29 protein-coding genes are annotated in these 23,782 nt (G+C 70.7%); 21 read left to right on the forward strand and 8 right to left on the reverse strand.

Annotated elements, in window-relative coordinates:
- Positions 1–11 precede the first annotated feature (11 nt).
- From fabG to AB0O15_RS06145, 4 genes are all read left to right on the forward strand, one after another.
- The gene (gene fabG, locus AB0O15_RS06130; RefSeq protein ID WP_364314686.1) at positions 12–761 is read left to right on the forward strand and encodes a 3-oxoacyl-ACP reductase FabG; all 750 of its coding nucleotides are present in this window, start codon (positions 12–14) and stop codon (positions 759–761) included.
- A gap of 108 nt (positions 762–869) precedes the next feature.
- On the forward strand, positions 870–1,292 hold the full coding sequence (locus AB0O15_RS06135; protein ID WP_364314688.1) for a hypothetical protein: 423 nt from the start codon (positions 870–872) through the stop codon (positions 1,290–1,292).
- A 1-nt stretch (position 1,293) separates the two neighbouring features.
- Positions 1,294–2,748, forward strand: a complete 1,455-nt coding sequence (locus AB0O15_RS06140) for a glutathionylspermidine synthase family protein (protein ID WP_364314691.1) — start codon at positions 1,294–1,296, stop codon at positions 2,746–2,748.
- 11 nt (positions 2,749–2,759) lie between these two features.
- Positions 2,760–3,233, forward strand: a complete 474-nt coding sequence (locus AB0O15_RS06145) for a pyridoxamine 5'-phosphate oxidase family protein (protein ID WP_364314693.1) — start codon at positions 2,760–2,762, stop codon at positions 3,231–3,233.
- Between the two features lie 60 nt (positions 3,234–3,293).
- Here AB0O15_RS06145 and AB0O15_RS06150 read toward each other — a convergent pair whose 3' ends face one another.
- On the reverse strand, positions 3,294–3,716 hold the full coding sequence (locus AB0O15_RS06150) for a hypothetical protein (protein ID WP_364314695.1): 423 nt from the start codon (positions 3,714–3,716) through the stop codon (positions 3,294–3,296).
- Complete coding sequence (locus AB0O15_RS06155; protein ID WP_364314697.1) at positions 3,709–4,074, reverse strand: hypothetical protein; 366 nt, start codon at positions 4,072–4,074, stop codon at positions 3,709–3,711. Before AB0O15_RS06155 ends, AB0O15_RS06150 begins: the two co-directional genes overlap by 8 nt.
- Before the next feature lie 43 nt (positions 4,075–4,117).
- On the opposite strand from AB0O15_RS06155, the gene AB0O15_RS06160 reads away from it, so the two are divergent.
- The 5 genes from AB0O15_RS06160 to AB0O15_RS06180 all read left to right on the forward strand — a co-directional run bounded on the left by AB0O15_RS06160 (position 4,118) and on the right by AB0O15_RS06180 (position 9,043).
- Positions 4,118–5,005: a Gfo/Idh/MocA family oxidoreductase gene (locus tag AB0O15_RS06160; protein ID WP_364314700.1), complete on the forward strand. Its 888-nt coding sequence runs from the start codon at positions 4,118–4,120 to the stop codon at positions 5,003–5,005.
- Positions 5,006–5,243: 238 nt separating this feature from the next.
- On the forward strand, positions 5,244–5,840 hold the full coding sequence (sigK, locus tag AB0O15_RS06165) for an ECF RNA polymerase sigma factor SigK (protein ID WP_364314703.1): 597 nt from the start codon (positions 5,244–5,246) through the stop codon (positions 5,838–5,840).
- Positions 5,837–6,577 (forward strand): anti-sigma factor, encoded by a 741-nt coding sequence (locus tag AB0O15_RS06170; protein WP_364314705.1) that lies wholly within the window; start codon positions 5,837–5,839, stop codon positions 6,575–6,577. Before sigK ends, AB0O15_RS06170 begins: the two co-directional genes overlap by 4 nt.
- A gap of 3 nt (positions 6,578–6,580) precedes the next feature.
- A complete protein-coding gene (locus AB0O15_RS06175; protein ID WP_364314708.1) occupies positions 6,581–7,177 on the forward strand; it encodes a cadmium resistance transporter in 597 nt (198 codons plus the stop codon).
- A gap of 690 nt (positions 7,178–7,867) precedes the next feature.
- Positions 7,868–9,043 carry a cytochrome P450 gene (locus AB0O15_RS06180; RefSeq protein ID WP_364314710.1) on the forward strand — a complete coding sequence of 392 codons (1,176 nt, stop codon included), beginning with the start codon at positions 7,868–7,870 and terminating at the stop codon, positions 9,041–9,043.
- On the opposite strand, the gene AB0O15_RS06185 is transcribed toward AB0O15_RS06180, so the two are convergent.
- A complete protein-coding gene (locus tag AB0O15_RS06185) occupies positions 9,020–9,562 on the reverse strand; it encodes a TetR/AcrR family transcriptional regulator (protein ID WP_364314713.1) in 543 nt (180 codons plus the stop codon). The genes AB0O15_RS06180 and AB0O15_RS06185 overlap by 24 nt on opposite strands.
- A gap of 52 nt (positions 9,563–9,614) precedes the next feature.
- On the opposite strand from AB0O15_RS06185, the gene AB0O15_RS06190 reads away from it, so the two are divergent.
- Genes AB0O15_RS06190 through AB0O15_RS06200 form a run of 3 tightly spaced genes read left to right on the forward strand, consistent with a single transcriptional unit; the run spans position 9,615 to position 10,895 of the window.
- Positions 9,615–10,100, forward strand: coding sequence for a GNAT family N-acetyltransferase (locus AB0O15_RS06190; protein ID WP_364314715.1), 486 nt, complete (start codon positions 9,615–9,617; stop codon positions 10,098–10,100).
- 40 nt (positions 10,101–10,140) lie between these two features.
- Positions 10,141–10,539, forward strand: a complete 399-nt coding sequence (locus tag AB0O15_RS06195; RefSeq protein WP_364314718.1) for a helix-turn-helix domain-containing protein — start codon at positions 10,141–10,143, stop codon at positions 10,537–10,539.
- Positions 10,536–10,895, forward strand: coding sequence for a DUF4180 domain-containing protein (locus AB0O15_RS06200; protein ID WP_364314720.1), 360 nt, complete (start codon positions 10,536–10,538; stop codon positions 10,893–10,895). Before AB0O15_RS06195 ends, AB0O15_RS06200 begins: the two co-directional genes overlap by 4 nt.
- Before the next feature lie 47 nt (positions 10,896–10,942).
- Here the strand turns inward: AB0O15_RS06200 and AB0O15_RS06205 are convergent, their stop codons facing one another.
- On the reverse strand, positions 10,943–11,233 hold the full coding sequence (locus tag AB0O15_RS06205) for a hypothetical protein (protein ID WP_364314722.1): 291 nt from the start codon (positions 11,231–11,233) through the stop codon (positions 10,943–10,945).
- 423 nt (positions 11,234–11,656) lie between these two features.
- On the opposite strand from AB0O15_RS06205, the gene AB0O15_RS06210 reads away from it, so the two are divergent.
- The gene (locus AB0O15_RS06210) at positions 11,657–12,001 is read left to right on the forward strand and encodes a hypothetical protein (RefSeq protein ID WP_364314725.1); all 345 of its coding nucleotides are present in this window, start codon (positions 11,657–11,659) and stop codon (positions 11,999–12,001) included.
- Positions 12,002–12,005: 4 nt separating this feature from the next.
- Here AB0O15_RS06210 and AB0O15_RS06215 read toward each other — a convergent pair whose 3' ends face one another.
- Positions 12,006–12,911 carry an AraC family transcriptional regulator gene (locus AB0O15_RS06215; protein ID WP_364314728.1) on the reverse strand — a complete coding sequence of 302 codons (906 nt, stop codon included), beginning with the start codon at positions 12,909–12,911 and terminating at the stop codon, positions 12,006–12,008.
- A gap of 337 nt (positions 12,912–13,248) precedes the next feature.
- Between AB0O15_RS06215 and AB0O15_RS06220 the strand changes: the two genes are divergently transcribed.
- Entirely contained in the window at positions 13,249–13,605 is a 357-nt protein-coding gene (locus AB0O15_RS06220) for an STAS domain-containing protein (RefSeq protein WP_364314730.1), read from the forward strand.
- Between the two features lie 18 nt (positions 13,606–13,623).
- Entirely contained in the window at positions 13,624–13,956 is a 333-nt protein-coding gene (locus AB0O15_RS06225) for a YnfA family protein (protein WP_364314732.1), read from the forward strand.
- Positions 13,957–15,152: 1,196 nt separating this feature from the next.
- Here AB0O15_RS06225 and AB0O15_RS06230 read toward each other — a convergent pair.
- Positions 15,153–16,721: an MDR family MFS transporter gene (locus AB0O15_RS06230; RefSeq protein WP_364314735.1), complete on the reverse strand. Its 1,569-nt coding sequence runs from the start codon at positions 16,719–16,721 to the stop codon at positions 15,153–15,155.
- Positions 16,718–17,341 (reverse strand): TetR/AcrR family transcriptional regulator, encoded by a 624-nt coding sequence (locus AB0O15_RS06235; protein ID WP_364314737.1) that lies wholly within the window; start codon positions 17,339–17,341, stop codon positions 16,718–16,720. The genes AB0O15_RS06230 and AB0O15_RS06235 overlap by 4 nt, the downstream gene beginning before the upstream one ends.
- A gap of 69 nt (positions 17,342–17,410) precedes the next feature.
- Here AB0O15_RS06235 and AB0O15_RS06240 point away from each other — a divergent pair, with 69 nt between their 5' ends.
- The 5 genes from AB0O15_RS06240 to AB0O15_RS06260 all read left to right on the forward strand — a co-directional run bounded on the left by AB0O15_RS06240 (position 17,411) and on the right by AB0O15_RS06260 (position 22,175).
- Positions 17,411–17,824: a VanZ family protein gene (locus AB0O15_RS06240; protein ID WP_364314738.1), complete on the forward strand. Its 414-nt coding sequence runs from the start codon at positions 17,411–17,413 to the stop codon at positions 17,822–17,824.
- A 34-nt stretch (positions 17,825–17,858) separates the two neighbouring features.
- Positions 17,859–18,986, forward strand: a complete 1,128-nt coding sequence (locus AB0O15_RS06245) for a serine hydrolase domain-containing protein (protein ID WP_364314741.1) — start codon at positions 17,859–17,861, stop codon at positions 18,984–18,986.
- A complete protein-coding gene (locus AB0O15_RS06250) occupies positions 18,983–19,345 on the forward strand; it encodes a nuclear transport factor 2 family protein (protein ID WP_364314743.1) in 363 nt (120 codons plus the stop codon). Before AB0O15_RS06245 ends, AB0O15_RS06250 begins: the two co-directional genes overlap by 4 nt.
- 168 nt (positions 19,346–19,513) lie before the next feature.
- Positions 19,514–21,082, forward strand: coding sequence for a protein kinase (locus tag AB0O15_RS06255; RefSeq protein WP_364314746.1), 1,569 nt, complete (start codon positions 19,514–19,516; stop codon positions 21,080–21,082).
- Positions 21,083–21,149: 67 nt separating this feature from the next.
- Positions 21,150–22,175 carry a LacI family DNA-binding transcriptional regulator gene (locus AB0O15_RS06260; RefSeq protein ID WP_364314749.1) on the forward strand — a complete coding sequence of 342 codons (1,026 nt, stop codon included), beginning with the start codon at positions 21,150–21,152 and terminating at the stop codon, positions 22,173–22,175.
- 378 nt (positions 22,176–22,553) lie between these two features.
- On the opposite strand, the gene AB0O15_RS06265 is transcribed toward AB0O15_RS06260, so the two are convergent.
- Positions 22,554–23,015, reverse strand: coding sequence for a hypothetical protein (locus AB0O15_RS06265; protein ID WP_364314752.1), 462 nt, complete (start codon positions 23,013–23,015; stop codon positions 22,554–22,556).
- 68 nt (positions 23,016–23,083) lie between these two features.
- Here AB0O15_RS06265 and AB0O15_RS06270 point away from each other — a divergent pair, with 68 nt between their 5' ends.
- Positions 23,084–23,521 carry a MarR family winged helix-turn-helix transcriptional regulator gene (locus AB0O15_RS06270; RefSeq protein WP_364314755.1) on the forward strand — a complete coding sequence of 146 codons (438 nt, stop codon included), beginning with the start codon at positions 23,084–23,086 and terminating at the stop codon, positions 23,519–23,521.
- Positions 23,522–23,782 lie beyond the last annotated feature (261 nt).

A 23,782-nucleotide genomic window follows, 5' to 3' on the forward strand; every position in this document is an offset into this window, starting at 1 on the left:
GGAGGACATCCATGTCGCGTGTAGCGATCGTCACCGGTGGTGGGCGGGGCATCGGCGCCGCCACGGCCCGGAAGCTGGCCGCCGACGGGCTGACCGTGGCCGTCGTCGACCTCGACGAGGCCACCGCCGGTGAGACCGCGGACGCGATCAAGCAGGCCGGTGGCACGGCCGTCGCGGTCGGCGCCGACGTCTCCGACGCCGCACAGGTGACCGCGGCAGTGGAGCGGGTCGCCGCCGAGCTCGGCGGCCCGACCGTGCTGGTCAACAACGCCGGGGTGCTGCGCGACAACCTGCTCTTCAAGATGAGCGACGACGACTGGGAAACCGTGATGGGCGTCCACCTGCGCGGCGCCTTCCTGTTCACCCGGGCCGTGCAGAAGCACATGGTGGACGCCGGCTGGGGCCGCATCGTCAGCCTCTCCAGCACCTCCGCGCTCGGCAACCGCGGCCAGGCCAACTACGCGACGGCCAAGGCCGGCCTGCAGGGCTTCACCAAAACGCTGGCGATCGAGCTGGGCCGCTTCGGGGTGACCGCCAACGCGGTCGCCCCCGGTTTCATCGCGACCGATATGACCCAGGCGACCGCGGCGCGGGTGGGTGTGGATTGGGACGATTTCGTGAAGAACGCCGTGAGTCAGATTCCGGTCGGCCGGGCGGGGCGCCCCGAAGACGTCGCGAACACCGTATCCTTCCTGGTCAGCGAGGGCGCCGGTTTCGTGTCCGGTCAGGTGATCTACGTGGCCGGCGGTCCCCGCGGGTAGACCTGTTTCAGATTCACATCCGAGGCGATGAATCCGAGGCGAATCTGGACCAGGTCTCAACGCCCGGTTGCTCTCGGGCGCTACAAAAGACCTGTGGAGAAGCGGACTGTGAAACGACGGATGACCTCCCGCAGCGTGTCGCTGACCAGCACCTTCCTCCTGCTCGCGGCAGGCGGGACGGCCGCGTGCGACAACGGCAACGACAGCCAGGACGAGGGCTTCTACTGCGCCGACGAGAACGGCACGATCGTCGACGAGGACCACTGCGACGACGACGACGGCAACGGCGGCGGCGGGGGCGGATTCTTCATCTGGCACTCGTCGGGCTACCGGTCCGGCTACCCGGTGGGTTCCCGGCTCCCCTCCGGCGGCAGCAAGTTCGCCTACAACGACCGGGCCGCGCGCTCGTCGTTCGGCCTGCCGTCGAGCGGCCGGATCAGCAACGGCACGATCAAGACCGGCTCGGTGGGCAAGGGCGGCAGCGGCTCGTCCAGCAAGTCCGGATCGTCCGGCTCCAAGTCCGGCAGCTGAGGTGAAACGGGTTCCCTACGGTCCGGTCCGCGACGGCTGGCGGCTGACCAACTACAGCCTCGGTCTCACCTACAACGACACCGAGCTGCCCGACGGCTCGATGATCTCGTACTGGCAGGAGGGGCCGTACTACGACTTCTCGGCGGCCGAGATCGAGGAGCTGGAGACGGCCACCACCACGCTGTACGCGATGTGCCTGGAAGCGGGCGACTGGATCGTGCAGCAGTGCCCGCGGCGCACGGTCGAGGGCCGCAAGCAGGGCTACTTCACGTCGGTGTGTACGCCGGAGACCTGCTTCATGGCCCGGATCGGCATCCCCGAGTACGCCCACGAGCAGATCATCCGGACCTGGTTCGACGGCGACGCGGAAACGTGGACGCACTACGACAAAGATCCGGACATGCGCTTCCCGATGGAGACGCCGGACTTCTCGCCGACCATCTACGGGCGGTTCGACCTCTGGTACAACGGCGCCGGCAGCGTGCCGCGACTGCTCGAGTTCAACGCGCAGACGCCGACGTCGCTGGTCGAGGCCTCGGTCATCCAGTGGCACTGGGCCGACCAGACCAACCTGACCCAGCACCCGTGGCGGCAGTGGAACTCGATCCACGACCGCCTGGTCGGCTGGGAGGCGGCCGACGGCGAGCCGGCCGACCCGGGCGCGTGGCGGCGCAACATCAACAAGCTGCGTGAGGCGCGCACCTGGCTCCCCGAGAAGCCCAAGATCTTCTTCGCGTACGAGACGTCGGAGACCACCGGCGAGGACCGGATGAACGTGGCCTACCTGATGGCCACGGCCGAGGAAGCCGGTTATCCGGTCGAGCTGATCGCGATGAGCCAGATCGGCTGGGACGTGGCCGGCGACCGGGTGCTCTTCGTCCCCGCGCCGGGCCAGGAGAGCAAGGCCGAGCCGATCAACATCATCTTCATGCTCTACCCGTGGGAGTGGTTCTGGAACGAGGAGGGCGGCAAGGCCTTCTTCCGGAACATGGCCGACCCCTCGAAACGGGGCACGGTGTGGATCGAGCCGCCGTACAAGGCCGCGCTGCTCGGCAACAAGGCGCTGCTGCCGGTGCTGTGGAAGCTGTTCGGCGACGACCCGGTGCGCGGCAAGTACCTGCTGCCGGCGTACTTCGCCGAGTCCAAGGCGGCCGGCACGCTGAAGAACTACGCCCGCAAACCCATCTGGGGCCGGGAAGGCGGTTCGGTCACGCTGGTCCGCGAGGACGGAACCTCGACCGACAACCCCAGCGAGTACGGGGCGGACGGGCGTTTTGTCGTCCAGGAGTTGTGCGAGCTGCCGTCCTTCGACGGGCTCGAGGGCACCGTGCACCCGGTCATCGGCTCGTGGCTGATCGACGGCGAACCGGCCGGGATGGGCATCCGCGAGGGCCTCGGCGAGGAGGGCCTGATCACCAAGGACCAGTGCAACTTCGTGCCGCACATCATCACCTAGGGAGAGCGCTCGTGGACCTGGCCGGGATGGCGCGGGACGTCATCGACAGCAACCGCTACATGGTGCTGGGCACGACCGAGCCGGACGGGCGGCCGCGGGTGTCGCCCGTCTACTTCACGCACAACGGCTACCGCGACTTCTACTGGGTCTCCGGGCCGGACGCGCACCACTCGCACAACGTCCGCGAGCGCTCCGACGTCGCGATCGTCATCTACGACTCGACCGCGGCCGTCGGTGAGGGCCGCGCGGTCTACCTGACCGCCCGCGCGCACGAGGTGCCCGAGGAGGACCTGCCGGCCCGGGTCGCGGTGGCGTGGGCGACCATCCCGCCCGGCGGCGCCCGCGCGTTCGACCCCGAAGAGCTGCGCGGCGAGGCCGACCTGCGGCTCTACGTGGCCCGGGCGACCCGGCACGAGGTGCACATCCGGGGCGGCGACCCGACCTACGGCACCGGCATCGACACCCGGCGCGAGGTCATCGTCTGACCGTGGTAGCCCAGGGCGGCATCCGGGCACCGGATGCCGCTCCTGGCCGCCACTGCGGAGTCAGCGGGTGGCCGGGCGGTGGCGCCAGACCCACCACAGGCCGATGAACGGCAGCGCCAGCGGGACGTAGCCGTAGCCCTGGCCGAACCTCGACCAGACCGTGGCGTCCGGGAAGGCCACCGCGTCGACGATGGTCAGCGTGCCCACCACGAGCACGCCCAGCAGCTCGATCGAGCACGAGGTCAGGGCGAGCGCCCGGCCGCGCGGGCCGCCGACGGCCAGACCCACGGTGGCCGCGATGTAGACCAGGCCGGCCAGGCCCGACAGCAGGTAGGCCAGCGGCGCCTCGGAGAAATGGGTGCTGATCTGCACCAGCGCGCGGGCGCTGGCGGACAGCGCGAAGATGCCGTAGACGAGCAGCAGCACCCGGCCCAGGCCGGAGTTGAGCGCCGCGTCCCGCGGGCGGGTCCTCGGTTCAGCCACCGGTCACCGACGCAATCTGCTGCAGCCGCAGCACCAGCACGGGCATGACCAGCGCGGCCACGCCCAGGATCAGAGTGCCCCACCGCGTCGGCTCCATCCGGGCCAGCACGAACGCCGTGGGCATGAACGCCACCGCGGTGAAGAGATAGCCGACGAACGTCGCGACCTCGGCGGGCCGGGTGCCGCCGAAGAGACCGACGACGGCCACCAGGCAGAGCACGGTCACCAGGGCGCCGAGGGCCAGGGCGGCGTACAGGTCGAGCCGGCTCGGGGCCCGGTCCATGGCACTGCGGATCAGGAACCAGACCGCGAACACCAGCGCCACCACGATGGTCGCCACCGACAGAGGACCGTTCACGCGGGACAGCGTAGCCACCTCGCGGCCCGTGTTAGCTTGCGCCATGCGCTTCGGACTTCTCGGCACCGGGCCCTGGGCCCGGCTGGCTCACGCCCCGGGTCTCGCCGCCCACGACGAGGTCGACTTCGCCGGCGTCTGGGGACGCGACCCATCGAAGGCGGCCGCGCTGGCGTCGGAGCACGGCGTCGCGACCTATCCGGATCTCGAGGACCTCCTGGCCGACGTCGACGCGGTGGCGATCGCGCTGCCGCCGCACATCCAGGGAGACCTCGCGTTGCGGGCGGCTCACGCCGGTAAGCACCTCTTCCTCGACAAACCGGTCGCCATGACCGCGGCCCAAGCCGGTCAGATCGCCCAGGTCGTCCACGACAAGGGCCTCAAGTCGGTGGTGTACTTCACCCGCCGGTTCCTGCCCACGCTCGCGGACTTCATCGACTCCGCGGCGGCCGAGGGCGGCTGGATCGAGGCCCGGGTCGACCACGTCGGCACGATCTACGACGAGGGGAACCCGTTCGGCGAGTCCAAGTGGCGGCGGGAGATGGGCGGGCTCTGGGACGTCGGACCGCATGCGACCGCGCTCGTGGTGCCGATCCTCGGAGCGGTCACCGAGGTGTCGGCCATCGTCGCGCCCCGGGACATGACCTACCTGACGTTGCGCCACACGACCGGAGCGGTCAGCAGGATCACACTGTCCGTGGACGTGCCGCCGGCCGCCGCGCGCGAGGAGGCGGTCCTCTTCGGCGAGGCCGGGATCCGGCCGGTGCCCGACCCCGCGTGGGATCCGATCCTCGCCTTCGGCAACGCGATCGACGCCCTGCTGGCCGGGGACACCCGGATGGACGTGGCCTTCGGGACGTCGATCACGGCGGTGCTCGAGGCGGCCGCCGAGTCGGCTTCCAGCGGACGCGTTGTCACGGTCACGACGGCCTAGAACAGTGGTAGGCCGTGGCGGTGTCCGGGCGGGAAATGGCGCCATGGGCTACCACTGGCGGGACCACCGGGACAACCCGGCGGTGGGGCACCGGGGGTGACCCACCGGCCGGCCCGCGGGTGGGCCACGCCGGCGATGGGTCGGGCGTACCCATAAAGGGTTTTTGTGGTGGACCCATCCGACGCGCTGCCCGCGCCGAAGAACGGTTGTGACGATCGATGCGGCGAAAGGGCCATTCATGACGGAGCGTGCCCGGAATCTCTCCGCCGTGCCCGAGCCGCCGCCGACCGACGCCGGAACGCTGCTGCGTGAGGTCGCGCAGGGTGACGAGAAGGCCTTCACCCGGCTGTACGACATGGTCGCGCCGCGGGTGTACGGGCTGATCCGTCGGGTGCTCCGTGACCCGGCGCAGACCGAAGAGGTGACGCAGGAGGTCATGGTCGAGGTGTGGCGCACGGCGGCCCGCTTCGACACGTCGCGTGGATCGGCCACCTCCTGGATCTTCACGATCGCCCATCGGCGGGCGGTCGACCGGGTGCGCTCCGAGCAGTCCGCGGCCGACCGGGTGATGAAGGTCGGCGTGGGGCAGGTCGAGATCCCGCACGACGAGGTGGTCGACGAGGTGACCGGGCGGCTGGAACGCCAGCAGGTGCGGCGCTGCCTCGACGACCTGACCGGCCTGCAGCGCCAGGCCGTGACGCTGGCCTACTACCAGGGCCACTCCTACCGTGAGGTGGCCGAACTGCTGTCCACCTCGCTGCCGACGATCAAGACGCGGATGCGCGACGGCCTGATCCGCCTGCGCGACTGCCTGGGCGTGGAGTTGACGGCATGATCACTACTGACATCCACGCTCTGGTCGGGGCGTATGCGCTGGACGCGGTCGATGACCTCGAGCGGGCCGCGTTCGAACGGCACCTGCGTGACTGCGAGAGCTGCCGCACCGAGCTGGACGAACTGCGCGAGACGGCCGCGCGCCTGGCCGACAGCACGTGGTCGGTCCCGCCGCCGCGCCTGCGGACCTCGGTGCTGGCGGCGGTCGCGCAGACCCGTCAGGTGCCGCCCGCCCCCGCGGTGGTCACCCCGGCCGCCCGCCCGGCCCGTCGCCGCTGGCTCGTCGCCGCGGCCGCCGCGGTGGTCCTGGCCGGTGGGACCGGCACGGCCGTCTATCAGGTTCAGGAGCAGCGGGTACGCGACAAGACGGCGATCGCCGCGGCGGCCGCCCGGCAGGAGGCCCGCACCCGGGACATCCTGGCCGCCCCCGACCTGGTCGTCCGGACCGCCCCGATGATCGGCGGCGGCAAGGTGACCGTGGCCCAGTCCACGGCCCGGAACGCCGGCGTCATCCTGCTGGGCGCGGACGCGGCCCCGGCCGGCGGCAAGGTCTTCCAGCTCTGGACCATCCGCGGCACCGCGCCAACCTCGGCCGGCGCCCTGCGGGTCGGCCAGACCAGCGCGGTCCAGATCGTCGACGGCCTCCCCGGCGCCGACATGGTCGGCGTCACCGCCGAACCGCCCGGCGGCTCGAAGACCCCGACCGTGCCCCTGGTGTCCCAGGTCCCGCTGGTCTGATCGGTGGACCTGGGCATCATCGGCCCGGCGGCCGGCCTGTTCGCGGTGACGAACATCGACGACATCGTGATCCTCGCGCTGTTCTTCGCCCGGGGCGCCGGACACCGCGCGACCACCCGCAACATCGCCGCCGGCCAGTATCTCGGCTTCACCGGGATCCTGGCCGCCGCGGTCGCCGCGGCCTTCGGGGCGACGTTCCTGCCCGCCGCGGCCATCCCCTACCTCGGCCTGCTGCCACTGGCGCTGGGCGTCAAGGCGGCGATCCAGTCGTGGCGGCACCGCGACGACCCCGCCGAGGAGGCCGCGGACCGGTCGACCGCGCCGCGGATCCTCGAGGTCGCCGCGGTCACGTTCGCCAACGGCGGCGACAACATCGGCGTCTACGTGCCGGTCTTCGCGACCGCCGGCGCCGGCGGCATGGCCGGCTACGCGGTCGTTTTCCTGATCCTGGTGGCCATGTGGGTGGCGGCGGGCCGGTTCTTCGCAACGCGCCCGGTGATCGCGAGGGCACTCAGCCGCTGGGGACACGTCCTGCTGCCCGTCGTCCTGATCGGCCTCGGGCTGCTGATCCTCATCGAGGGCGGGGCGTTCGGCCTCTAGCCGTTCCGGGGCAGCCGTTTGCCCGGGCCTTTCCTCCCCCATCGCGACCGCCGCCCGCCGTCACGATCACCGACGCCCGCCAACGCGACCACCGCCCGCCATCGCGACCACCGATGCCCGCCTCGGCCGCTCTGCTCGTCATCGTGCGATAGCGCCGTGCTGCCCGTTGCCCGGACGAGGGCAGTAGTCCCTGACGCGCTTTTGCTCTGCGCACTCATACGCACCCCCTTGTCGTGCGCCAAGTGTCGCCAGAGGACGCGCAGGTCACCGACCCTGAGGGCTTGCGCGCACCCGACGATGTGCCGGGTGCGCGGGGGCGAGAGTGATGACCCCGCCGCCGCCGGCGTGCACGAAAGCGCTGTTCAGCGCGAGGAATGCGGGTGACTCGCGACTAGAGGTGAGTATTTGTGCGCAGAGCAAAGCGGTGGGGAAGGCAGGTGTGGCCAGCGCGGACGGGCGGCGGGGGGTGGGGGGCGGTGTGGCGGTTGCCGGGGTGGAGGTGGAGGAGGTGGTTGCGCGAGAGGCGCGTTCACGGCCTTGCCTGGCAGGGGGTCGCGGAGTGGGGACGGAGCTCGGTGGTGCGGTTGGGGCCTTGCCTGTGCGTACGTTGCGTATTGGGGGTTGTGCATTGCGTTCTTGGCGGGTGGCGGACCATCATCTCGAAGGGTGTCGATGGATGGGAGTCTCCGGGTGACCGCTTCGCAGAGCAGGGCTTCGCAGCGCAAGGTGGGGCGGGGCGAGTTGAGCCCGGGGTGCCCGGTGCGGGTGGACGAGGACGGCGTGTGGCAGGTGCGAGATTTCGCCACGGCGCGGGAGGTGCTGCGGAACACGGCTACGCGGCAGGCCGGGTTCGCGGCTGAGCATGCGACCCGGGCTGAGGGGCGGATGCGGGTGCCGGTGCTCTATCGGGACGGGCCGGAGCATCGGGAGCATCGGCGGCAGACGGCGCGGTTCTTCACGCCCAAGCGGGTTGACGCTTCGTACCGGTTGTTGATGGAGCGGCTGGCCGACGAGCAGATCGCGACGCTCCGGCGGGAAGGCGAGACCGATCTGACCAAGCTGTCGTTCGCGCTGGCGGTCGCCGTCACGGCCGAGGTGATCGGGCTGACCGAAGCCGGGCCGGGGATGGCGAAGCGGCTGGAGAACTTCTACAAGAAGCACGCCTCGGCCAACCGCGTGACGGCGTTCGCCCGGCGGCGGCGCAACGACTTCCACCTGGGCCAGTTCTACTGGTACGACGTCCGGCCGACGGTGCGGGCGCGCCGCGCGGAACGGCGGGACGACCTGATCTCGCACCTGCTCGACGAGGGCTGCAGCAGCGGCGAGATCCTCGGCGAATGCGTGACGTTCATGGCGGCCGGCATGGTGACGACCCGCGAGTTCATCATCGTCGCGGCCTGGCATCTGTTCACCGACGACGCACTCCGCGCGGACTACCTGGCGGGGGACGAGAAGCGGCGGGTGGCCGTCCTGCACGAGATCCTGCGGCTCGAGCCGGTGGTGTTCGACCTGTTCCGGCGGGCCACCGAGGACATCGTGGTGCCGGGGGCGGTGATCCCGGCCGGCGCGCTCGTCGACGTGAGCCTGGCCGCGGCCAACGTCGACCCGTCGGTGGTCGGCGCGGACGGCGACCGGGTGTGCCCGGCCCGGCCGCTCGGTGAGGGGGTACGGGACGAGGTGCTGGCCTTCGGCGAGGGACCGCACCGCTGCCCGGGGTCGTACGTCGCGATCCAGGAGACCGACATCTTCCTCACCCGGCTGTTCGCCGAGCCGGGACTGCGCATGGTCTCGTCGCCGGTGGTGGGCGCCCGCGAGGAGATCTCCTCGTACGAGCTGACGAACCTACGGGTCGCCGTCACGACGTAGCACCGCCGCCGTCGTCCGGGTCAGGTCGCCGGTGGCCAGCAGGTCGAGCAAAGCGCCGCGGAGCAGGGCCAGGGTCGCGGTGCGCTCGGCCTCGCCCGCGGGGGTGTCGCGGATGGACTCCGGCTGGGCCGCGGCCAACAGGTCGAGCCAGTCACGGACGGTTTCGGGGGCGAAGGACGACCACGGACCGTCCGGTTCGATGAGTGACCGGGCGTAGGCCTCCGTCCACAGGGTCAGCAGCGCGCGGAGGGCCGGGTCGGAGATCCAGCCCCACACCAGCCGCGTGGTCGCGGCCAGGTCGCCGGGTGGCGCCGAGCGCAGCAGCGCGATCTCGTCGGCCCGGGCCCGGGCCAGCAGCTCGCGGATCAGGCCGTCCTTCGAGCCGAAGAGGTACAGCAGCACGCGCGGGCTCGACCCGATCGCCGCCGCCAGCGGGCGCAGCGACAGGTCGGCCAGGCCGTGCGCCAGCGCATAGCGGTACGCGGCGTCCAGCAGCTCTTCCCGGCGCGGGCTTCCCATGGCGGCCAGTCTACTGAAACACTCGTTTCAGTCTTCGCGCGGGAGGTTCGTTATGTCGGTGCTGGTCAGACCCCTCGGTGAGCCGGGCGACCTGGGCTGGGTGGTGATGGCGCACGGTGAGATCTATGCGGCCGAGTACGGCTGGGACACCACGTTCGAAGAACTGGTGGCCGGGATCGTGGCGGAGTTCGCGGAGAAGCGGGACCCGGCTCGCGAGGCCGCGTGGATCGCCGAGGTCGACGGGCAGCGGGCCGGGTGCGTCTTCTGTGTCACGGCCGACGAACACACCGCCAAGCTGCGGACCCTGCTGGTCGATCCGGCGTTCCGCGGGCACGGGCTGGGCGCCCGGCTGGTCGGCGAGTGCGTGTCCTTCGCGGCGGCGGCCGGCTACCGGCGCCTGACCCTGTGGACCAACGACGTGCTCACCTCGGCCCGCAAGATCTATCAGGCGGCGGGCTTCACGCTGGACGACGAAGGTCCCGAACACCGGTTCGGCGCGGACCTCACGTTCCAGAACTGGTCCCGTACCCTTCCCTGAAGTTCCTTAAAAGCATGTGTTGAGCGTACGATAGGGAATCATGGAGTGGCACTCACCCGAGCAGGTCGCCGACCTTCTGGGCCTGCATGTGCGGACGGTGCGGGGCTACATCCGTGACGGCCGGCTGCCCGCGGTCCGCATCGGCAAGCAGTACCGCATCGCCCAGAGTGACCTCGACGCGTTCACCGGCCGTCCTGCTCCGGCCGGGCCGGCGGTGAGTGTGACGGCGGTGGTCGAGTTCGACGACGTGCCGGCGGCCCTGGCCGACCGGATCGCCACCCTCGTCGTGGCCGGCGTGCAGGGGGTCGACGGGCTGCGCGTGCAGGCCGTCCACGACGCCTCGCGCGCTCATCTCAAGCTCATCGTCCTCGGTCCGCCGGGCGTCACGGGCGACGTGCTGCACACCATCGACGGGCTTCTCGAAGGGGAGACACGATGACCGACCAGGTGATCGAGCGGCGCAACGGCACACCGGTGCTGGTGTGCGCGGCCGAGGGGCCACGCATCAGCACGCCACAGGACGCGCTCGACGTCATCGGCGGCGCGTTCGGGCAGGCCGACGTGGTCGCGATCCCGGCCGGGCGGCTCGACGACAGCTTCTTCCAGCTGCGGAGCGGGCTGGCCGGCGAGATCATGCAGAAGTTCGTCAACTACCACATCCGGCTGGCCGTGCTCGGCGACATCGGCGCGCACGTCGCGGCCAGCGACGCGCTGCGTGACCTGGTGCGCGAGTCGAACCGTGGCCGGCACATCTGGTTCGTCACCGACCTGGACGAGCTGGATTCTCACCTGTAGAACGCCCGCGGGGCGGACCGGTGGGAAGGGCCGCCCCGCGGACGGGATCAGGGAACGGTGCGCTCGATCGCGGCCGGCCCGTCACGTTCGAGCTCGACCCGGGCGGCCTCGACGTTCGCCGGTGTCGGGTCCTTGCCCTCGGCGACGGCCAGGTCTTCCGGGTCCCACGGCTGGTCCGCGCCGGTCCGGATCTCGGGCTGCGCGCCCGGCGCCACGAACTGCGGGTTGTCGTCGTCGGGGCCGCCCCCGGTGATGAACGCCTCCACCGCGACGTCGTCCTCGACCGCGGCCGCGACCTCGGGCGTCTCCTCGAGCGGCGGCTGATTCGGTTCGACCATTCTTCCTCCCCTGGGAACGCTCCTCCGGGTCCCTTACCCCTGTGCGGGGCCCGCTACCCGCGATCTTCCCCCGGCGCAGCCGTACCCCGTCCGGGTGGTTGTCGCATTTCATCATCGACGCACCGGCCGGGGCGGCGTCCACTCGGACCTGCCGTCCGCCGCCGCCCCTGCTAGAAGCGGCCGCGACCTGCGTCGATTAGCCCTTGCCGGCGCCCTACACCATGCCGCTCGGTGCGAAACGGACGATCAGTGAGTCCGGGGGCGAACCGAGCGTGAAGCGGACAGCGACTGCGCTCTTCGGATGGACGCTGAGTAGCCGGGCGAATACGTTCTCGCTTGTTGCATGTGCACAAACCCTGGCTGGAGCACATGCGTGGGTGAGGAGAACTTGAGCGTAATGACCGATCGCGAGGAACCCCGGCGGTGACGAACCTGCCGGATACCGAACGCGACGCCTGCGACGTGGTGCAGGCGTTGGGCGGTCTCGCTGCTCTGCTGGCCCGGCTCCAGCCCGACGACCCGGCGTTCGACGAGGCCGTTCGCGTGCTGCGGAACCTCGCCGACGACGGGTCGGTCGCGGCGCAACGCGTCGTCGCCTACCTGCAGACCCTTCGCGGAGCCGGCGACGGCGAGGCCGCGGCCGTGCCGCCCCGCCTCGCACCCTGGCGCGACTGGGTCCCCCCGCGTGGCCACCTGCTCGGCGAGCCCGGCCCGATCCAGCACATCGGCGAGCTCCCCCAGCCCCGCCGCACCGATCCCGGCGAATAGCCCCTCACCGGCGCAGCGTCGCCGACGGCGATTCGCCGTAGGAAGCGCGGTAGGCCGATGCGAACCGCCCCAGATGCGCGAACCCCCAGCGGTGGGCGACCGCGGCCACCGTGTCCTTGGCCGGGTCGGCGTGCCGCAGGTCGTCGAACGCGCGCTGCAGACGCACCTGCTGCAGGTAGCTCATCGGCGATCGGCCGGTGTGCTTGCGGAAGCCGTCCTGCAGCGACCGCACGCTCACCCGGGCCAGCACGGCCAGATCGGCCACCGTGAACGCCCGCTCCGGCTCGGCCTCGATCGCGTCCTGGGCGCGGCGCACCGCCCGCGGCGGGCTCGGGCGGGGCGGGGCGGTCAGCTCGTCGTAGTAGCGATGGGGCAGGGCGTAGAGCAGGCCGCTGAGGATGAGCCGGCGCATCCGGCCGGCGATCGGCGGCAGGGTGACCAGGCTGTCCGGGTGCCCGCACTCGTCATGCATGAACCGGACCAACTGGCACCAGCTCTGCCCCGCGCCGTCGCCGAGGTCGATCTCGGACGGGAGGTTCAGGGGTCCCTCGATCGGGTGACCCAGCAGGACGGCCAGTTCCGCCTCGAGGGCGATGCGTTCTATCTTCACATCGATCTCGGCCGAATCGGCGCTGTGCAGCGTGTAGACCGGGTTGCCGGGCCCGAAGACGGCGCCGGTGGACGCGTGCGCCAGCACCTCACGTCCGGCGTGCCGCGACTGCATGCTGCCGGCCGTGGGCATCGTGACGTGATAAGCGTCCAATTCCGACGCTATGAGGGTCACCGGGGCCCCGAAACTGAGGTGCCCGATCGTCACGGGTCCGAGTTGGATCACTTCGGCGGCCACCTTGAAGCTGCCGTGACCCTCGGGCGCACCCACCGAGATCGGGTAGTAGTACCGATTGAGCATGCTCCGTACCTGATCGACATCCGCGCTGTTGAACAGCGACATTACCGGGCGATCAGACATGGCTGAAGGCGATCCACCGCATACCCAGAGTAAAGGGGAAGCGGGCGCCAGGCGTCAACGTTCATGACTGCCCCTGACCGTTCCAGCACATTCAGGCCATATGAACTACTCTGGCGTTCCACGCCTACGTGGCGTAACTTGCAGACCAGCGGAACGTTGTTGGAACGCGGTCCCGAGGCGCCAAGGGCAGGGCGCCGACATGCGCCGCAGGTCAGCGCATCGGGACCCCCGCGGGAGAGGTTGGCGTCGGCCGTACGACGCCAGAAAGAGGGCTGCCGTGTATCTGCCGATCACCACGCGCCAGCTGGCCGACGGCACCGTCGAGATCGCGCCGAGCGGCGAGATCGACCTCGACAACGCCCACGTGATGCGAGACGCCGTCAACGACGTGCTCACCTCCTCGACGCCAGTCAAGATCTGCCTGGATCTCCAACGCGTGATGCTGATCGACAGCATCGGCATCGGCATCCTCGTCGCGTGCTTCCACGCGGCCGCCGCCAGCAACGTCAAACTCGTGGTCAGCCACCCGAGCCCGACGGTCTACCGGCAGCTCTGGGTCTCCGGCCTGGTCGGCCTCCTGGGCTGCGCCGAGCCGCCGTCCCCCCGCACGTCGGTGGGCCTCCGCCCGGCCTGATCAGGTTGACTGCAGGGCATGAACGTCCTGCGGTCGATCGCCCTCTTCATCGTGGCCGCCCTGGCCGAGATCGGCGGCGCCTGGCTCGTCTGGCAGGGCATCCGCGAACACCGCGGCCTGCTCTTCGCCGGCCTGGGCGTCCTGGCCCTCGGCGCCTACGGCTTCGTCGCCACCCTCCAGCCCGACCCCCATTTCGGCCGCATCCTGGCCGCGTACGGCGGGGTGTTCGTCGCGGGCTCCCTGCTCTGGGGCGTGGTGGTGGACGGCTTCCGGCCTGATCGCTGGGATCTCATCGGCGCGGGCCTCTGCCTGGTCGGCGTGGTGGTCATCATGTATGGGCCGCGGGGGTGAGGGAAGGTGAGTACGCCGACGCGTGGGAAGAGGACGCCGGTCTTCTTTCTTGGGTACGGCTGCGTGGTTGGCCAAACGCAATGGCCGCTGCTGTTCCCGCTCCGCGGCCCGGGGGTGCGGCGCCGGGCCGTGAACGCGTGTCTCGCGTGAGGATGTTGGTCGCGCGGCGGGGGTTCTCAATGGCGCGGCGTTCCGTTTGTGGGCTCACGTAGTTGTCCGCTGCGGTGGGCATTGATTCGGCGGGGTCTTGCGATGTCCGGGCGCGCGCTCGGGTTGGGTGCTTTGGCTGTCCACTTTCGACATTGGGCGTGGGGGCGGGCGCCGACTGATTCGGTGTGGAGCCTTTTGCGCTGGTCGTCGAATGTGTTGGTTTTCCACAGTGGTGGTGTCCTGTGGATAGCCGCGGCGAAATGTCATGCGTTGCGGCTACGTTTGCGCCCACCCAGTGGCTGGGTGGGGGAGGTGGCGGTGCGCCGGATTGAAGTCGATCTTGGGGAGATGCTGCTTTCTTGTGGCGGTGGGGCGGCGCTGTGGTGTTTGCGGTGCGGGAACCTGAGGGGAGCTCGGCGGGGAACTTCGCTTGGTCAGGGACGGCGGCTGGGTGATGGCGAGTGGGTGCCTGGGGTGCGGAGGGGCGGCGGGTGACGTCGGGGGCTTTGCTGCTTTGAGTCGTGCGGACAGCTAGAGCGAGGTCGGACCGTGGCGGCTCAGCCTGGGCGTTGGAATGCGCGGTGAGGCGATGCGGTGCGCGGCGATGCGTGCACGGCGCGGCGATGCGGTGCGCGATGCGGCGGTGCGGTGCGGTGCGCGGCGATTCGGTGCGCGATGCGATGCGGTGCGGGATGCGGTGATGTGCGGCGATGCGGGGCGGTGGGCGGCGGTGCAGGGGGCGGCGCGCCATGGTGGTGTTCGGCGGGATGGCTTGAGGGTTGTTGCGCGGCGCGATCGGGAAGGCGGCGCCGGCGGCGGGTGCGTGGTGGTGTGACGGCGGGACTGGCCTGGGCGGGTCGGTCACGCGAGAGGCGCGTTCACGGCCTTGCGCTGCACCCCGGCCGCGGAGGGGGAACAGGACTCGGTGTTGCGGTTGGGGGCCTCGGCTGGGCGTACCTGAGCGGTTTGATCTTGAGGTGGATTCGCTGGAAAGGGAAGGGCGAGGCGGGCCACGTGCGATGCGGCCCGCCTCGGAAGGAGGGAGATCAGTCGGAGAGCATGCGCTCCTGGGCGGCTCGTTCGTCGCCGCTCAGGGTGTGCAAGGGCTTTTCCCTGATGAAGAGGACGGCTACTACGGCCAGGGCGGCGATGGGGGCGCCGACCAGGAAGAGGTCGGCGGTGGCCTGGCCGTAGATGTCGGCGATCACGGACCTGATCTCGGGTGGGAGTTTGGTGATGTCGGGGACCTCGGTGGAACCGCCGGTTGCGGGCAGGGTAGGGAACTTCTCCTGGAAGAGGGTCGTCACCCGGCTGGCCAGGACGGCGCCCAGGGCGCTCACACCGATGGCGCCGCCCAGGCTGCGGAAGAACGTCACCGAGGAGGTTGAGGCGCCCAGCTCGGCGGCGGGCACGTCGTTCTGCGCGGCCAGCACCAGGTTCTGCATGAGCATGCCGACGCCGATGCCCAGGACGGCCATGTAGATCGAGACCGTGACGACGCTGGTGCCGGCGCTGATCCGGGAGAGCAGGAGCATGCCGGCGACCATGATGACGGCGCCGGCCACCAGGTAGGCCTTCCAGCGGCCGTACTTGGTGATCAGCTGGCCGGCGACGGTGGACGAGACGAGCAGGCCGAAGATCATCGGCAGGCTCATCAGGCCGGCGATCGTCGGGGTCTTGCCCAGGGAGAACTGGAAGTACTGGGACAGGAAGACCGTGCCGCCGAACAGGGCCACGCCGACCAGGGTGCTGGCCACGATGGCCAGGGTGACGGTGCGGTTGCGGAAGATGCTGAGCGGGATGATCGGCTCGGCCGCGCGGGACTCGACCAGGACGGCCAGGCCGAGCAGGAGGACGCCGCCGGTCACGAACGCGGCCGTGGTCCAGGAGGCCCAGGCGAACCGGTTGCCCGCAAGGGTCGACCAGATCAGCAGGTCGGAGACGCCGGCGGTGATCAGGAACGCGCCGAGCCAGTCGATCGAGACCTGTTTGCGCGGGGTCCGCGGCAGGTGCAGTGTGCGCTGGAGCAGGAAGATCGCGGCCAGGGTGAACGGCACGCCGATCAGGAACGTCCAGCGCCAGCCGAGCCAGCTGGTGTCGACCAGGACGCCGCCGATCAGCGGGCCGGCGATGGTGGCGACGCCGAAGACCGCGCCGAAGAGGCCGGAGTAGCGGCCCAGTTCGCGCGGCGGGATCATGGCCGCCATCACGATCAGCGCGAGCGCGGTCATGCCGCCGGCGCCGACGCCCTGCACCACGCGGCTGACGATCAGGACGCCGACGTTCGGGGTGAAGCCGGCGATCAAGGAGCCGGCCACGAACAGCGACAACGAGAGCTGGATCAGCAGCTTCTTGTTGTAGAGGTCGGCCATCTTGCCCCAGAGCGGGACGGTGGCGGTCATCGCGAGCAGCTCGGTGGTGACGATCCAGGTGTAGACGGACTGGGTGCCGCCCAGGTCGGCGATGATGCGCGGCAGGGCGTTGGCGACGATCGTGGACGCCAGGATCGACACGAACATGCCGAGCATCAGGCCGGACAGCGCCTGCAGCACTTCGCGCCGGGACATGCGGCCGGAGGACTCGGTGTCCTCCATGACCGCGGGCTCTGAGGTCATCTCACGTCCTTGGAAGGATCAGGCTTGGAAGGATCGGGCAAGCCCGCGGCGAGTGCGCCGAAGGCCTCGTGCACGTGATCGGCGAAGGTTCGAGGCGAGTCGGTCTTCGCCCAGGTGAGCAGCGCCGACCGGACGGCGGCGCCGGTGACGAACGCGGCGAGCAGCGGCCACCCGGTCTCGGGGGCGACTCCGACGCGTGAAGCGATCGCCACGATCAGGTCGTGTTCGGAACGCGCGCTGCGGGTCATCATCCCGGCCACCAGCTGCGGATTGTCGGTCATGACGCGGATCCGACGGCGCCAGATCTCGCGGTCCTGCTCGATGGCGGCCACGACCGGTTCGGCGGCCAGGAGCAGCGCCTCGATCACGGACAGCGAAGGGTCGGCGGCCAGGAACCGGGCCCGCATGGCCGCGTCGTCGGCGGTGTGGTCGCCGATCAGCGCCTCGTCCTTGGTCGCGAAGTAGTTGAAGAACGTGCGCGGCGACACGTCGGCGGCGGCGCTGATGTCCTCGACCGTGACGGCGTCGAGCCCGCGCTCGTCGACCAGGCGCAGGGCGGCTTCGGTCAGGGCGGCCCTGGTTTGTTGTTTCTTGCGATCACGCAGGCCCGAATCGTTCACGCAGCCACAGTACGACCAACATGCAGTCGCTGCAAACTTTTATCGGCTGCATTGGCTAGCGTGGCGGTTGTGCTGCGGCTCCGAGTCCTCTTCCTGGTGTACGCCTTCGGCGTGCTCGCCGTGACGGTGGTGCCGGTGCGCGCCTTCGACTACTGGGGCCACGTCCCGTGGCAGGCGATGATCCGCTGGGTCCCGTTCGTCGTCGACCCGGTGAGCATGGTCCTCAACGTGGTGATGTTCATGCCGTTCGGCGTCCTCGTGCCGCTGCTCTGGCAATGGGCCGGCGCCACCGCGCTCCGCCTCAGCCTGTGCGCGCTGGGCGCCTCGCTCAGCATCGAACTGACCCAGCTGCTGCTCGACATCACGCTCGGCGCGCGCCGCACGGTCGACATCAACGACCTGATCGCGAACACCGGCGGCGCCCTGATCGGGCTCTGGCTGCTGCGGCTGGCGCGCCGGGAGAGCAAGGCTCTGGCAGGCTGAGCGGCATGCCAACCGAAGAACCAGGCTGAGCCGCATGCCAACCGATGAGCTCCGGGCCGCGATGACGGACCGGGTCGAGCGGGGCGAACTGCCCGGCCTCGTGACCCTGGTCGCCCGGGACGACGATGTGACGGTCGAGGAGATCGGCGTGACCGCGTTCGGCGGCGACGTGCCGATGCGGCGGGACACCCCGTTCCGGATCACCTCGATGACCAAGCCGATCGTGGCCGCCGCCGCGCTGATGCTGGCCGAGGACGGGCTGTTCGATCTGGAGGAGCCGGTCCGGCGACTGCTGCCGGAACTGGCCGGGCAGCGGGTGCTGCGGGCGTACGACGCCGAGCTGGACGACACGGTGCCCCTGTCGCGGCCGGTCACCGTGGATGACCTGCTCACCTTCCGGCTCGGGCACGGGATGATCGTGGAGCCCGAGATGGACCCGCCGGTGCCGGTGGTCCGCCGCGGCGAGGAGCTGCGCCTGATGTTCGGGCCGCCCGAGCCGCGGTCGCCGTTCGGGGTGGACGAGTGGATCGGGCGGTTCGCGAGCCTGCCACTGATCCATCAGCCCGGCGAGAAGTGGATGTACAACACCGGGTCGCTGGTGCTGGGCGCCCTGATCGCGCGGGCCACCGGTCAGTCGCTGGGCGCCGTGCTGACCGAACGGATCTTCGAGCCGCTGGGGATGCGGGACACCGGCTTCTCGCTGCCCCGCGAGCGGGCCGAGCGGTTGCCGGCCCAGTACGGTCCCGAGCTCACCGAGACCGTCGCGACCCGGCCCGAGCACTGGGTCGAGGAGCCGCCGTTCCCGTCGGGCGCGGGTGGCCTGGCGTCGACCGCGGACGACTACCTGACCTTCGCGCGGCTGCTGCTGAACCGCGGCGTGCACGGCGGCACCCGGCTGCTGTCCGAGCACTCGATCGACCTGATGACCACCAACCACCTGACCCCGGAGCAGATCGCGGGCGGCGCCTTCCTGCTGAGCGGTCAGGGCTGGGGGATGGGTCTGGGTGTCGGGCCGACCCGGTACGGCTGGTCCGGCGGCTACGGGACCGACTTCTTCGTCGACCCGTCCCAGCGGCTGATCGCGATCGCCCTGACGCAGGTGTCGCCGTTCCTCTGGAACGGCGGGATGGAGGAGTTCATGAAGCTGGCGTACCGGTCATGACCAACCTGGACGCGGTCACCGCGTGGGTGGAGAACTACCGGCGGGCCTGGGAGAGCAACGACCCGGCCGAGATCGGCGCCCTCTTCGCCGAGGACGCCGCCTACTACCCGGAGCCGTGGGGCACGCCGTGGCGCGGCCGGGCCGAGATCGTCGCCCGGTGGCTGGAGCGGCGGGACGAGTCGCGCACGTGGAGTTTCACGTGGCATCCGCTGATCGTCACCGACGAGGTGGCAATGCTTGAAGGCGAGACCACCTACCCGGATCGTACGTATTCCAACCTGTGGGTGCTCCGTCTGGACAATGCCGGTCAGGCGCGGCAATTCACCGAGTGGTGGATGGACCAGTCAAAGAAAAGCTGACTGCATGGGACACGTAACTTTGCGTGATAGTGGCTCGTTGATCCGTGTGGATCAGTAGGATTTGACCTTGCAAAAGCGACATCGCCCACTACTCGATCCGTGAATGTGAATTGAATTCCCCGGGATCGGGGTTCGCGAATTCGGCATTTGGTTGGCAGACTGCCTCGGGTGGAGGTGCAGGAGAATCTGGGCGGCCGCTACAAACTGCTGAATGAGCTCGGCAGTGGCGGCATGGCCGTCGTGTGGAAAGCCCACGACGAGGTCCTGAACCGGCCGGTGGCGATCAAGGTGCTCGCCGGGCGGTACGCGGGCGACGACCAGTCACGGGCCCGCATCCAGGCCGAGGCGCGCGCCGCCGCCACCATCTCGCACCCGAACATCGCGCAGATCTACGACTACGGCGAGTCGGACGACGACGAGGCGAAGCTGCCGTACGTCGTGATGGAACTGATCAACGGACCGACGCTGGCCGAGCGGGTGAGGCAGGGCCCGATCCCGCCCCGGGCCGCGTTCCGGATCGGCGGCGAGGTGGCCGCCGCGCTGGCCGCCGCGCACGCGCACGGGCTGGTGCACCGCGACATCAAACCGGCCAACGTGATGGTCACGCCGGCCCGGGCCAAGGTGGTCGACTTCGGCATCGCGGCGTCGGCCGGCCCGGGGCGGCCGGACGACGAGCTGCTCGGCACTCCGGCCTACCTGGCGCCGGAGCGGCTGCTCAGCGACCGGATCGAGCCGGCCTCCGACGTGTACGCGCTGGGCGTCCTGCTCTACCGGATGCTGGCCAACAACTCGCCGTGGAGCGTGGACACCACCACGCAGATGCTGGACGCCCACGTCTACGTCGAGCCCGAGCCGCTGCCCGACCTGCCCGGCGTCCCGGCCGCCGTGACCGCCCTGGTCAACCGCTGCCTGCTCAAGGACCCGGCCGAGCGCCCGACCGCCGCCGAGGCGTCCGAGACCCTGCTCGAGGCGGCCGACGAGCCGATGGTGATGACGAACGCCGCCAAGGCGGGACCGGGCGTGAAGGCGGGCAACGCGGCCCGCGGGGGTGGCATCAAGACCGGCAACGTCCGTACCGGCGGCTTCAAGGGCGCCAACGCGGCGCCGGTCGCCGCGGCCGCCACCCGGCCCGAGGCGCCGGCCGCGAGGACCGGCAACCGGCGGAAGTTCTTCGTGGCCGGGGGAATGGCCGTCGCCGTGATCGCGGCGCTGCTGGTGTGGACGTTCCTGCCGGAGACGGCCGAAGGCGGCAACGAGCCGGAGCAGGCCGGGCCGGCGCCGCCCGCACCGGTCTCGGCGGCGCCGGTGGCGACCCGCCCGGCGACCCGGCCGACCACCCCCGAGGGCGGGGGCGGGCAGGCGCCGCCACGAAAGGATGACTCGGCGGTCACACCGACGGCGGCCGGACCGTCCAGCCTGCTGCCGAGCACCAGCGCCGGCGGCGGCCCGCCGCCGAGCGCGGAGCCGAGCGACGAGCCGTCCACCACCGGCTCGGCCACGACCGCGCCGCGCACCAAGGTGCTCACCTCGAAGGCCGGCCGGGTGACGGCCCGGTGCACCGAGGCCGGCAAGGCCCACCTGCTGGCCTGGGAGGCACAGGACCCGTGGAAGGTCGATCGGGTCAACAGCGGCCCGGTGCTCGCCGCGAGCGCGATCTTCAAGTACAAGGCTCAGCGGTTCCGGATGACCGTGACCTGCGTGGCGGGCGTGCCGACGACGGTCAATCTGCCGCTCTAGATTTGAGCCGGAACCCGAGATTCCTACGTATCACTGTCGTGCGAATCGTCAGGAAAGCCAAGGGTTCATGAGGGAAGCGGCGGGCCGTCGGCAGGCCGTCCGGATCAGCGACGTGGCGCGCGCCGCCGGGGTCAGCAAGACCCTGGTCTCGTACGCGCTGAACGACCGCGCCGGGGTCAAGGAGTCGACGCGCGCCCACATCGTCGCGACCGCCAGGTCGATGGGCTGGACCCCGAGCTTCCGGGCGCGGGCGCTGTCCGCCTCCCGGGCGTACACCGTCGGACTGGTCCTCCGGATCCCGGCCGAGGGCCACTACTTCACGGGCCTGCTGGCCGGGCTGCAGAGCGTGCTCTCGACCTCGCAGTACTCGCTGCTCACCGAGGTGGTGGACGGTGACGAGGCGGAGGAGGACGCCTACCGGCGGCTGGCCCTGGGCGGCCGGGTCGACGGCCTGGTGCTGACCGACCCGCGCCACGACGATCCCCGGTTCCGGCTGGTGCGCGAGGCCGGCCTGGCCTTCGTGAGCCTGGGCCGCCCGCCCGAGCCGACCACCATGCCGGTGCTGATCCACGACGAGTCCCGGGCCATCGCCGACGCCGTGGCCCACCTGGCCGCGCTCGGGCACCGCCGGATCGCGCAGGTCGCCGGGCCGCAGACGGTCGCGGCGGCCGGCCGGCGTCGCCGGCTCTACCAGAAGGTCCTGCGCGAGCACGACCTCGACGACACGAGCTGGCTCGAGGCCGACCACACCGCGGCCGGTGGCCGGGCCGCGACCGTGAAGCTGCTGGACGAGGAGCCGCGGCCGACCGCGATCGTCTACGCCAACGACCTGATGGCGGTGGCCGGGATGAGCGCGATCCACGAGCGTGGCCTGCGCGTCCCGGCGGACGTGTCGGTCATCGGCTGGGACGACCTGGCCGTCGCGCCCTACCTGAATCCGCCGCTGTCCACGGTCGGCCGGCACCCGTTCGAGGACGGCCGGGCGGCCGCGCGGCTGCTGCTCGAGGCGATCGACGGCCAGGAGTTCGCCGAGCCGGTCCCGGCCGCCGACCCCACGTTCGTGGCCCGCGACTCGGCCGCCAGGCCAGCGTGACCATGTCGGCGTCGTAGCCGGCCGTCCACCGCACCGGCAGAACTCCAGTGCAGCTCGACATGCAGCCCCGTCACGTCGTCCGCGAAGGTCGCTCAGAGCAAAAGGCGCGGGGGAGACGTCTACCGGTCGGAGGAAGAGCACGCCACCGGCCCCGTAGCATCGCCTCCGTGACCGACGCTGACCTGGTCCGGGCGGCTCGCGCCGGGGATGCCGCGAGCCTGGGTGTGCTGCTTGATCGGCACCGCGCCGGGATGTACGCGGTCGCGCCGCCGCCCGCGAGGCCGGTTGCCGCTGGGTGGTCGCCGAGACGGGCTGGTCGGACGCGACGCCCCGGCATTCGTCGCTGAACAACATGAAGCGCGCCGGCCTGCGCCCCAACTACATCCGACCCAGCTGGCGCTGGACCGCCGCCTGATCGAGCCGCCGGAAGGTGTTGAACAACAGGACCGCGGTCGTGGCGGTCAGGGCCATCCGGACCACGTTGAGGACGTTCCAGGTCCACGCGAGCGTCCGGTCACCGCCGTCGCCGAACAGCGGGGTGACCACGGCCGCCACGATCACGGCGTTGAGCACGGTCAGCGCCAGCGCCGCCACCGCCGCCCGCCGATAGGCCGTCCGGTCGATCAACCACAGGATCAGGATCACGAGGCAGGTCAACACCGTGACGGGTACGAAGTAGAGCGTCGGCCCGGTGGTCACGAAGAAGGCGTCCAGGCGCGCCATCTGGGCCGGGGTGTCCACCACCCAGTTCGGCGAGAAGACGACCGCCTCGTAGAGGTTGCCGAAGAACCAGCAGGCCAGCCCGAGCACCGCCGCCAGGGTCCACCACTTGTGCTCCATCGCGTCCCTCCCGCCGTCAGGTGCCTGATGGTACCGTCAGGCACCTGATGGTGGGAAGATGGGCGATCGTGAGCCGGTCCTTCGTACCCCTGGATCCCGACGCCCAACTGGGCTACCTGCTGGTCGTCAGCGCCGACCGGATGTCCCGGGCCTGGCACGCCGCGATGCGCGCGCACGGCATCAACCCGCGCCAGTTCAGCATGCTGGCGTCCATCGCCCATGATCCCGGCCTCAGCCAGGCCGAGCTGGCGCGCCGTGTCCTGATCACGCCGCAGAGCCTGAGCGAGTCGATCGCCCGCCTGATCGAGGCGGACCTGATCGCGCGTACCGAAGCCGCACCGGGCCGCGCCGCCAAGCTGGCCTTGACCGACGAGGGCCGCACCCTCCTGGCCGAGGCCTATCCCGTGGTCGAAGCCGTCAACCGCGACAGCTTCACCGCGCTGGCGCCGGCCGAACGGGCCGAACTGGCCCGTCTCCTGCGCAAGCTTTCCGGCGACCCGGGGTGACCGGTCGAACCGCCCACGGCCCGCGCGCGTAGTGGATGGCGGACGTCGGCCATGCTGGTGGGACGGTCCGGCGCCACGGTGGGTGGCCCGGTACCCGATTTCACCCATCGGAAATCACTGCGTGTCAGAATCGGGACGTAATCGGTTGAAGTCCGGGCTCCTGCCATGCGATGGAGGCTCGCGCAGTTCCTTCGGATGACTGCGAATGAAATAGTCTGTGCACGTCGCTGTTGCGGCGGTGATCGATGTATGAGGAGTCCA

Source organism: Actinoplanes sp. NPDC089786, from assembly GCF_040684855.1.
Lineage (GTDB): Bacteria > Actinomycetota > Actinomycetes > Mycobacteriales > Micromonosporaceae > Actinoplanes.

Excerpts from the sequence above, each read along its gene's own strand:
- AB0O15_RS06245 (WP_364314741.1), top strand. The coding sequence starts at position 17,859 with ATGCCAACCGATGAGCTCCGGGCCGCGATGACGGACCGGGTCGAGCGG.
- AB0O15_RS06205 (WP_364314722.1), bottom strand. The coding sequence starts at position 11,233 with ATGGTCGAACCGAATCAGCCGCCGCTCGAGGAGACGCCCGAGGTCGCG.
- AB0O15_RS06170 (WP_364314705.1), top strand. The coding sequence starts at position 5,837 with ATGATCACTACTGACATCCACGCTCTGGTCGGGGCGTATGCGCTGGAC.
- AB0O15_RS06195 (WP_364314718.1), top strand. The coding sequence starts at position 10,141 with ATGGAGTGGCACTCACCCGAGCAGGTCGCCGACCTTCTGGGCCTGCAT.
- AB0O15_RS06200 (WP_364314720.1), top strand. The coding sequence starts at position 10,536 with ATGACCGACCAGGTGATCGAGCGGCGCAACGGCACACCGGTGCTGGTG.
- fabG (WP_364314686.1), top strand. The coding sequence starts at position 12 with ATGTCGCGTGTAGCGATCGTCACCGGTGGTGGGCGGGGCATCGGCGCC.
- sigK (WP_364314703.1), top strand. The coding sequence starts at position 5,244 with ATGACGGAGCGTGCCCGGAATCTCTCCGCCGTGCCCGAGCCGCCGCCG.
- AB0O15_RS06215 (WP_364314728.1), bottom strand. The coding sequence starts at position 12,911 with ATGCTCAATCGGTACTACTACCCGATCTCGGTGGGTGCGCCCGAGGGT.
- AB0O15_RS06230 (WP_364314735.1), bottom strand. The coding sequence starts at position 16,721 with ATGACCTCAGAGCCCGCGGTCATGGAGGACACCGAGTCCTCCGGCCGC.
- AB0O15_RS06190 (WP_364314715.1), top strand. The coding sequence starts at position 9,615 with ATGTCGGTGCTGGTCAGACCCCTCGGTGAGCCGGGCGACCTGGGCTGG.
- AB0O15_RS06225 (WP_364314732.1), top strand. The coding sequence starts at position 13,624 with ATGAACGTCCTGCGGTCGATCGCCCTCTTCATCGTGGCCGCCCTGGCC.
- AB0O15_RS06185 (WP_364314713.1), bottom strand. The coding sequence starts at position 9,562 with ATGGGAAGCCCGCGCCGGGAAGAGCTGCTGGACGCCGCGTACCGCTAT.
- AB0O15_RS06250 (WP_364314743.1), top strand. The coding sequence starts at position 18,983 with ATGACCAACCTGGACGCGGTCACCGCGTGGGTGGAGAACTACCGGCGG.
- AB0O15_RS06265 (WP_364314752.1), bottom strand. The coding sequence starts at position 23,015 with ATGGAGCACAAGTGGTGGACCCTGGCGGCGGTGCTCGGGCTGGCCTGC.
- AB0O15_RS06260 (WP_364314749.1), top strand. The coding sequence starts at position 21,150 with ATGAGGGAAGCGGCGGGCCGTCGGCAGGCCGTCCGGATCAGCGACGTG.
- AB0O15_RS06160 (WP_364314700.1), top strand. The coding sequence starts at position 4,118 with ATGCGCTTCGGACTTCTCGGCACCGGGCCCTGGGCCCGGCTGGCTCAC.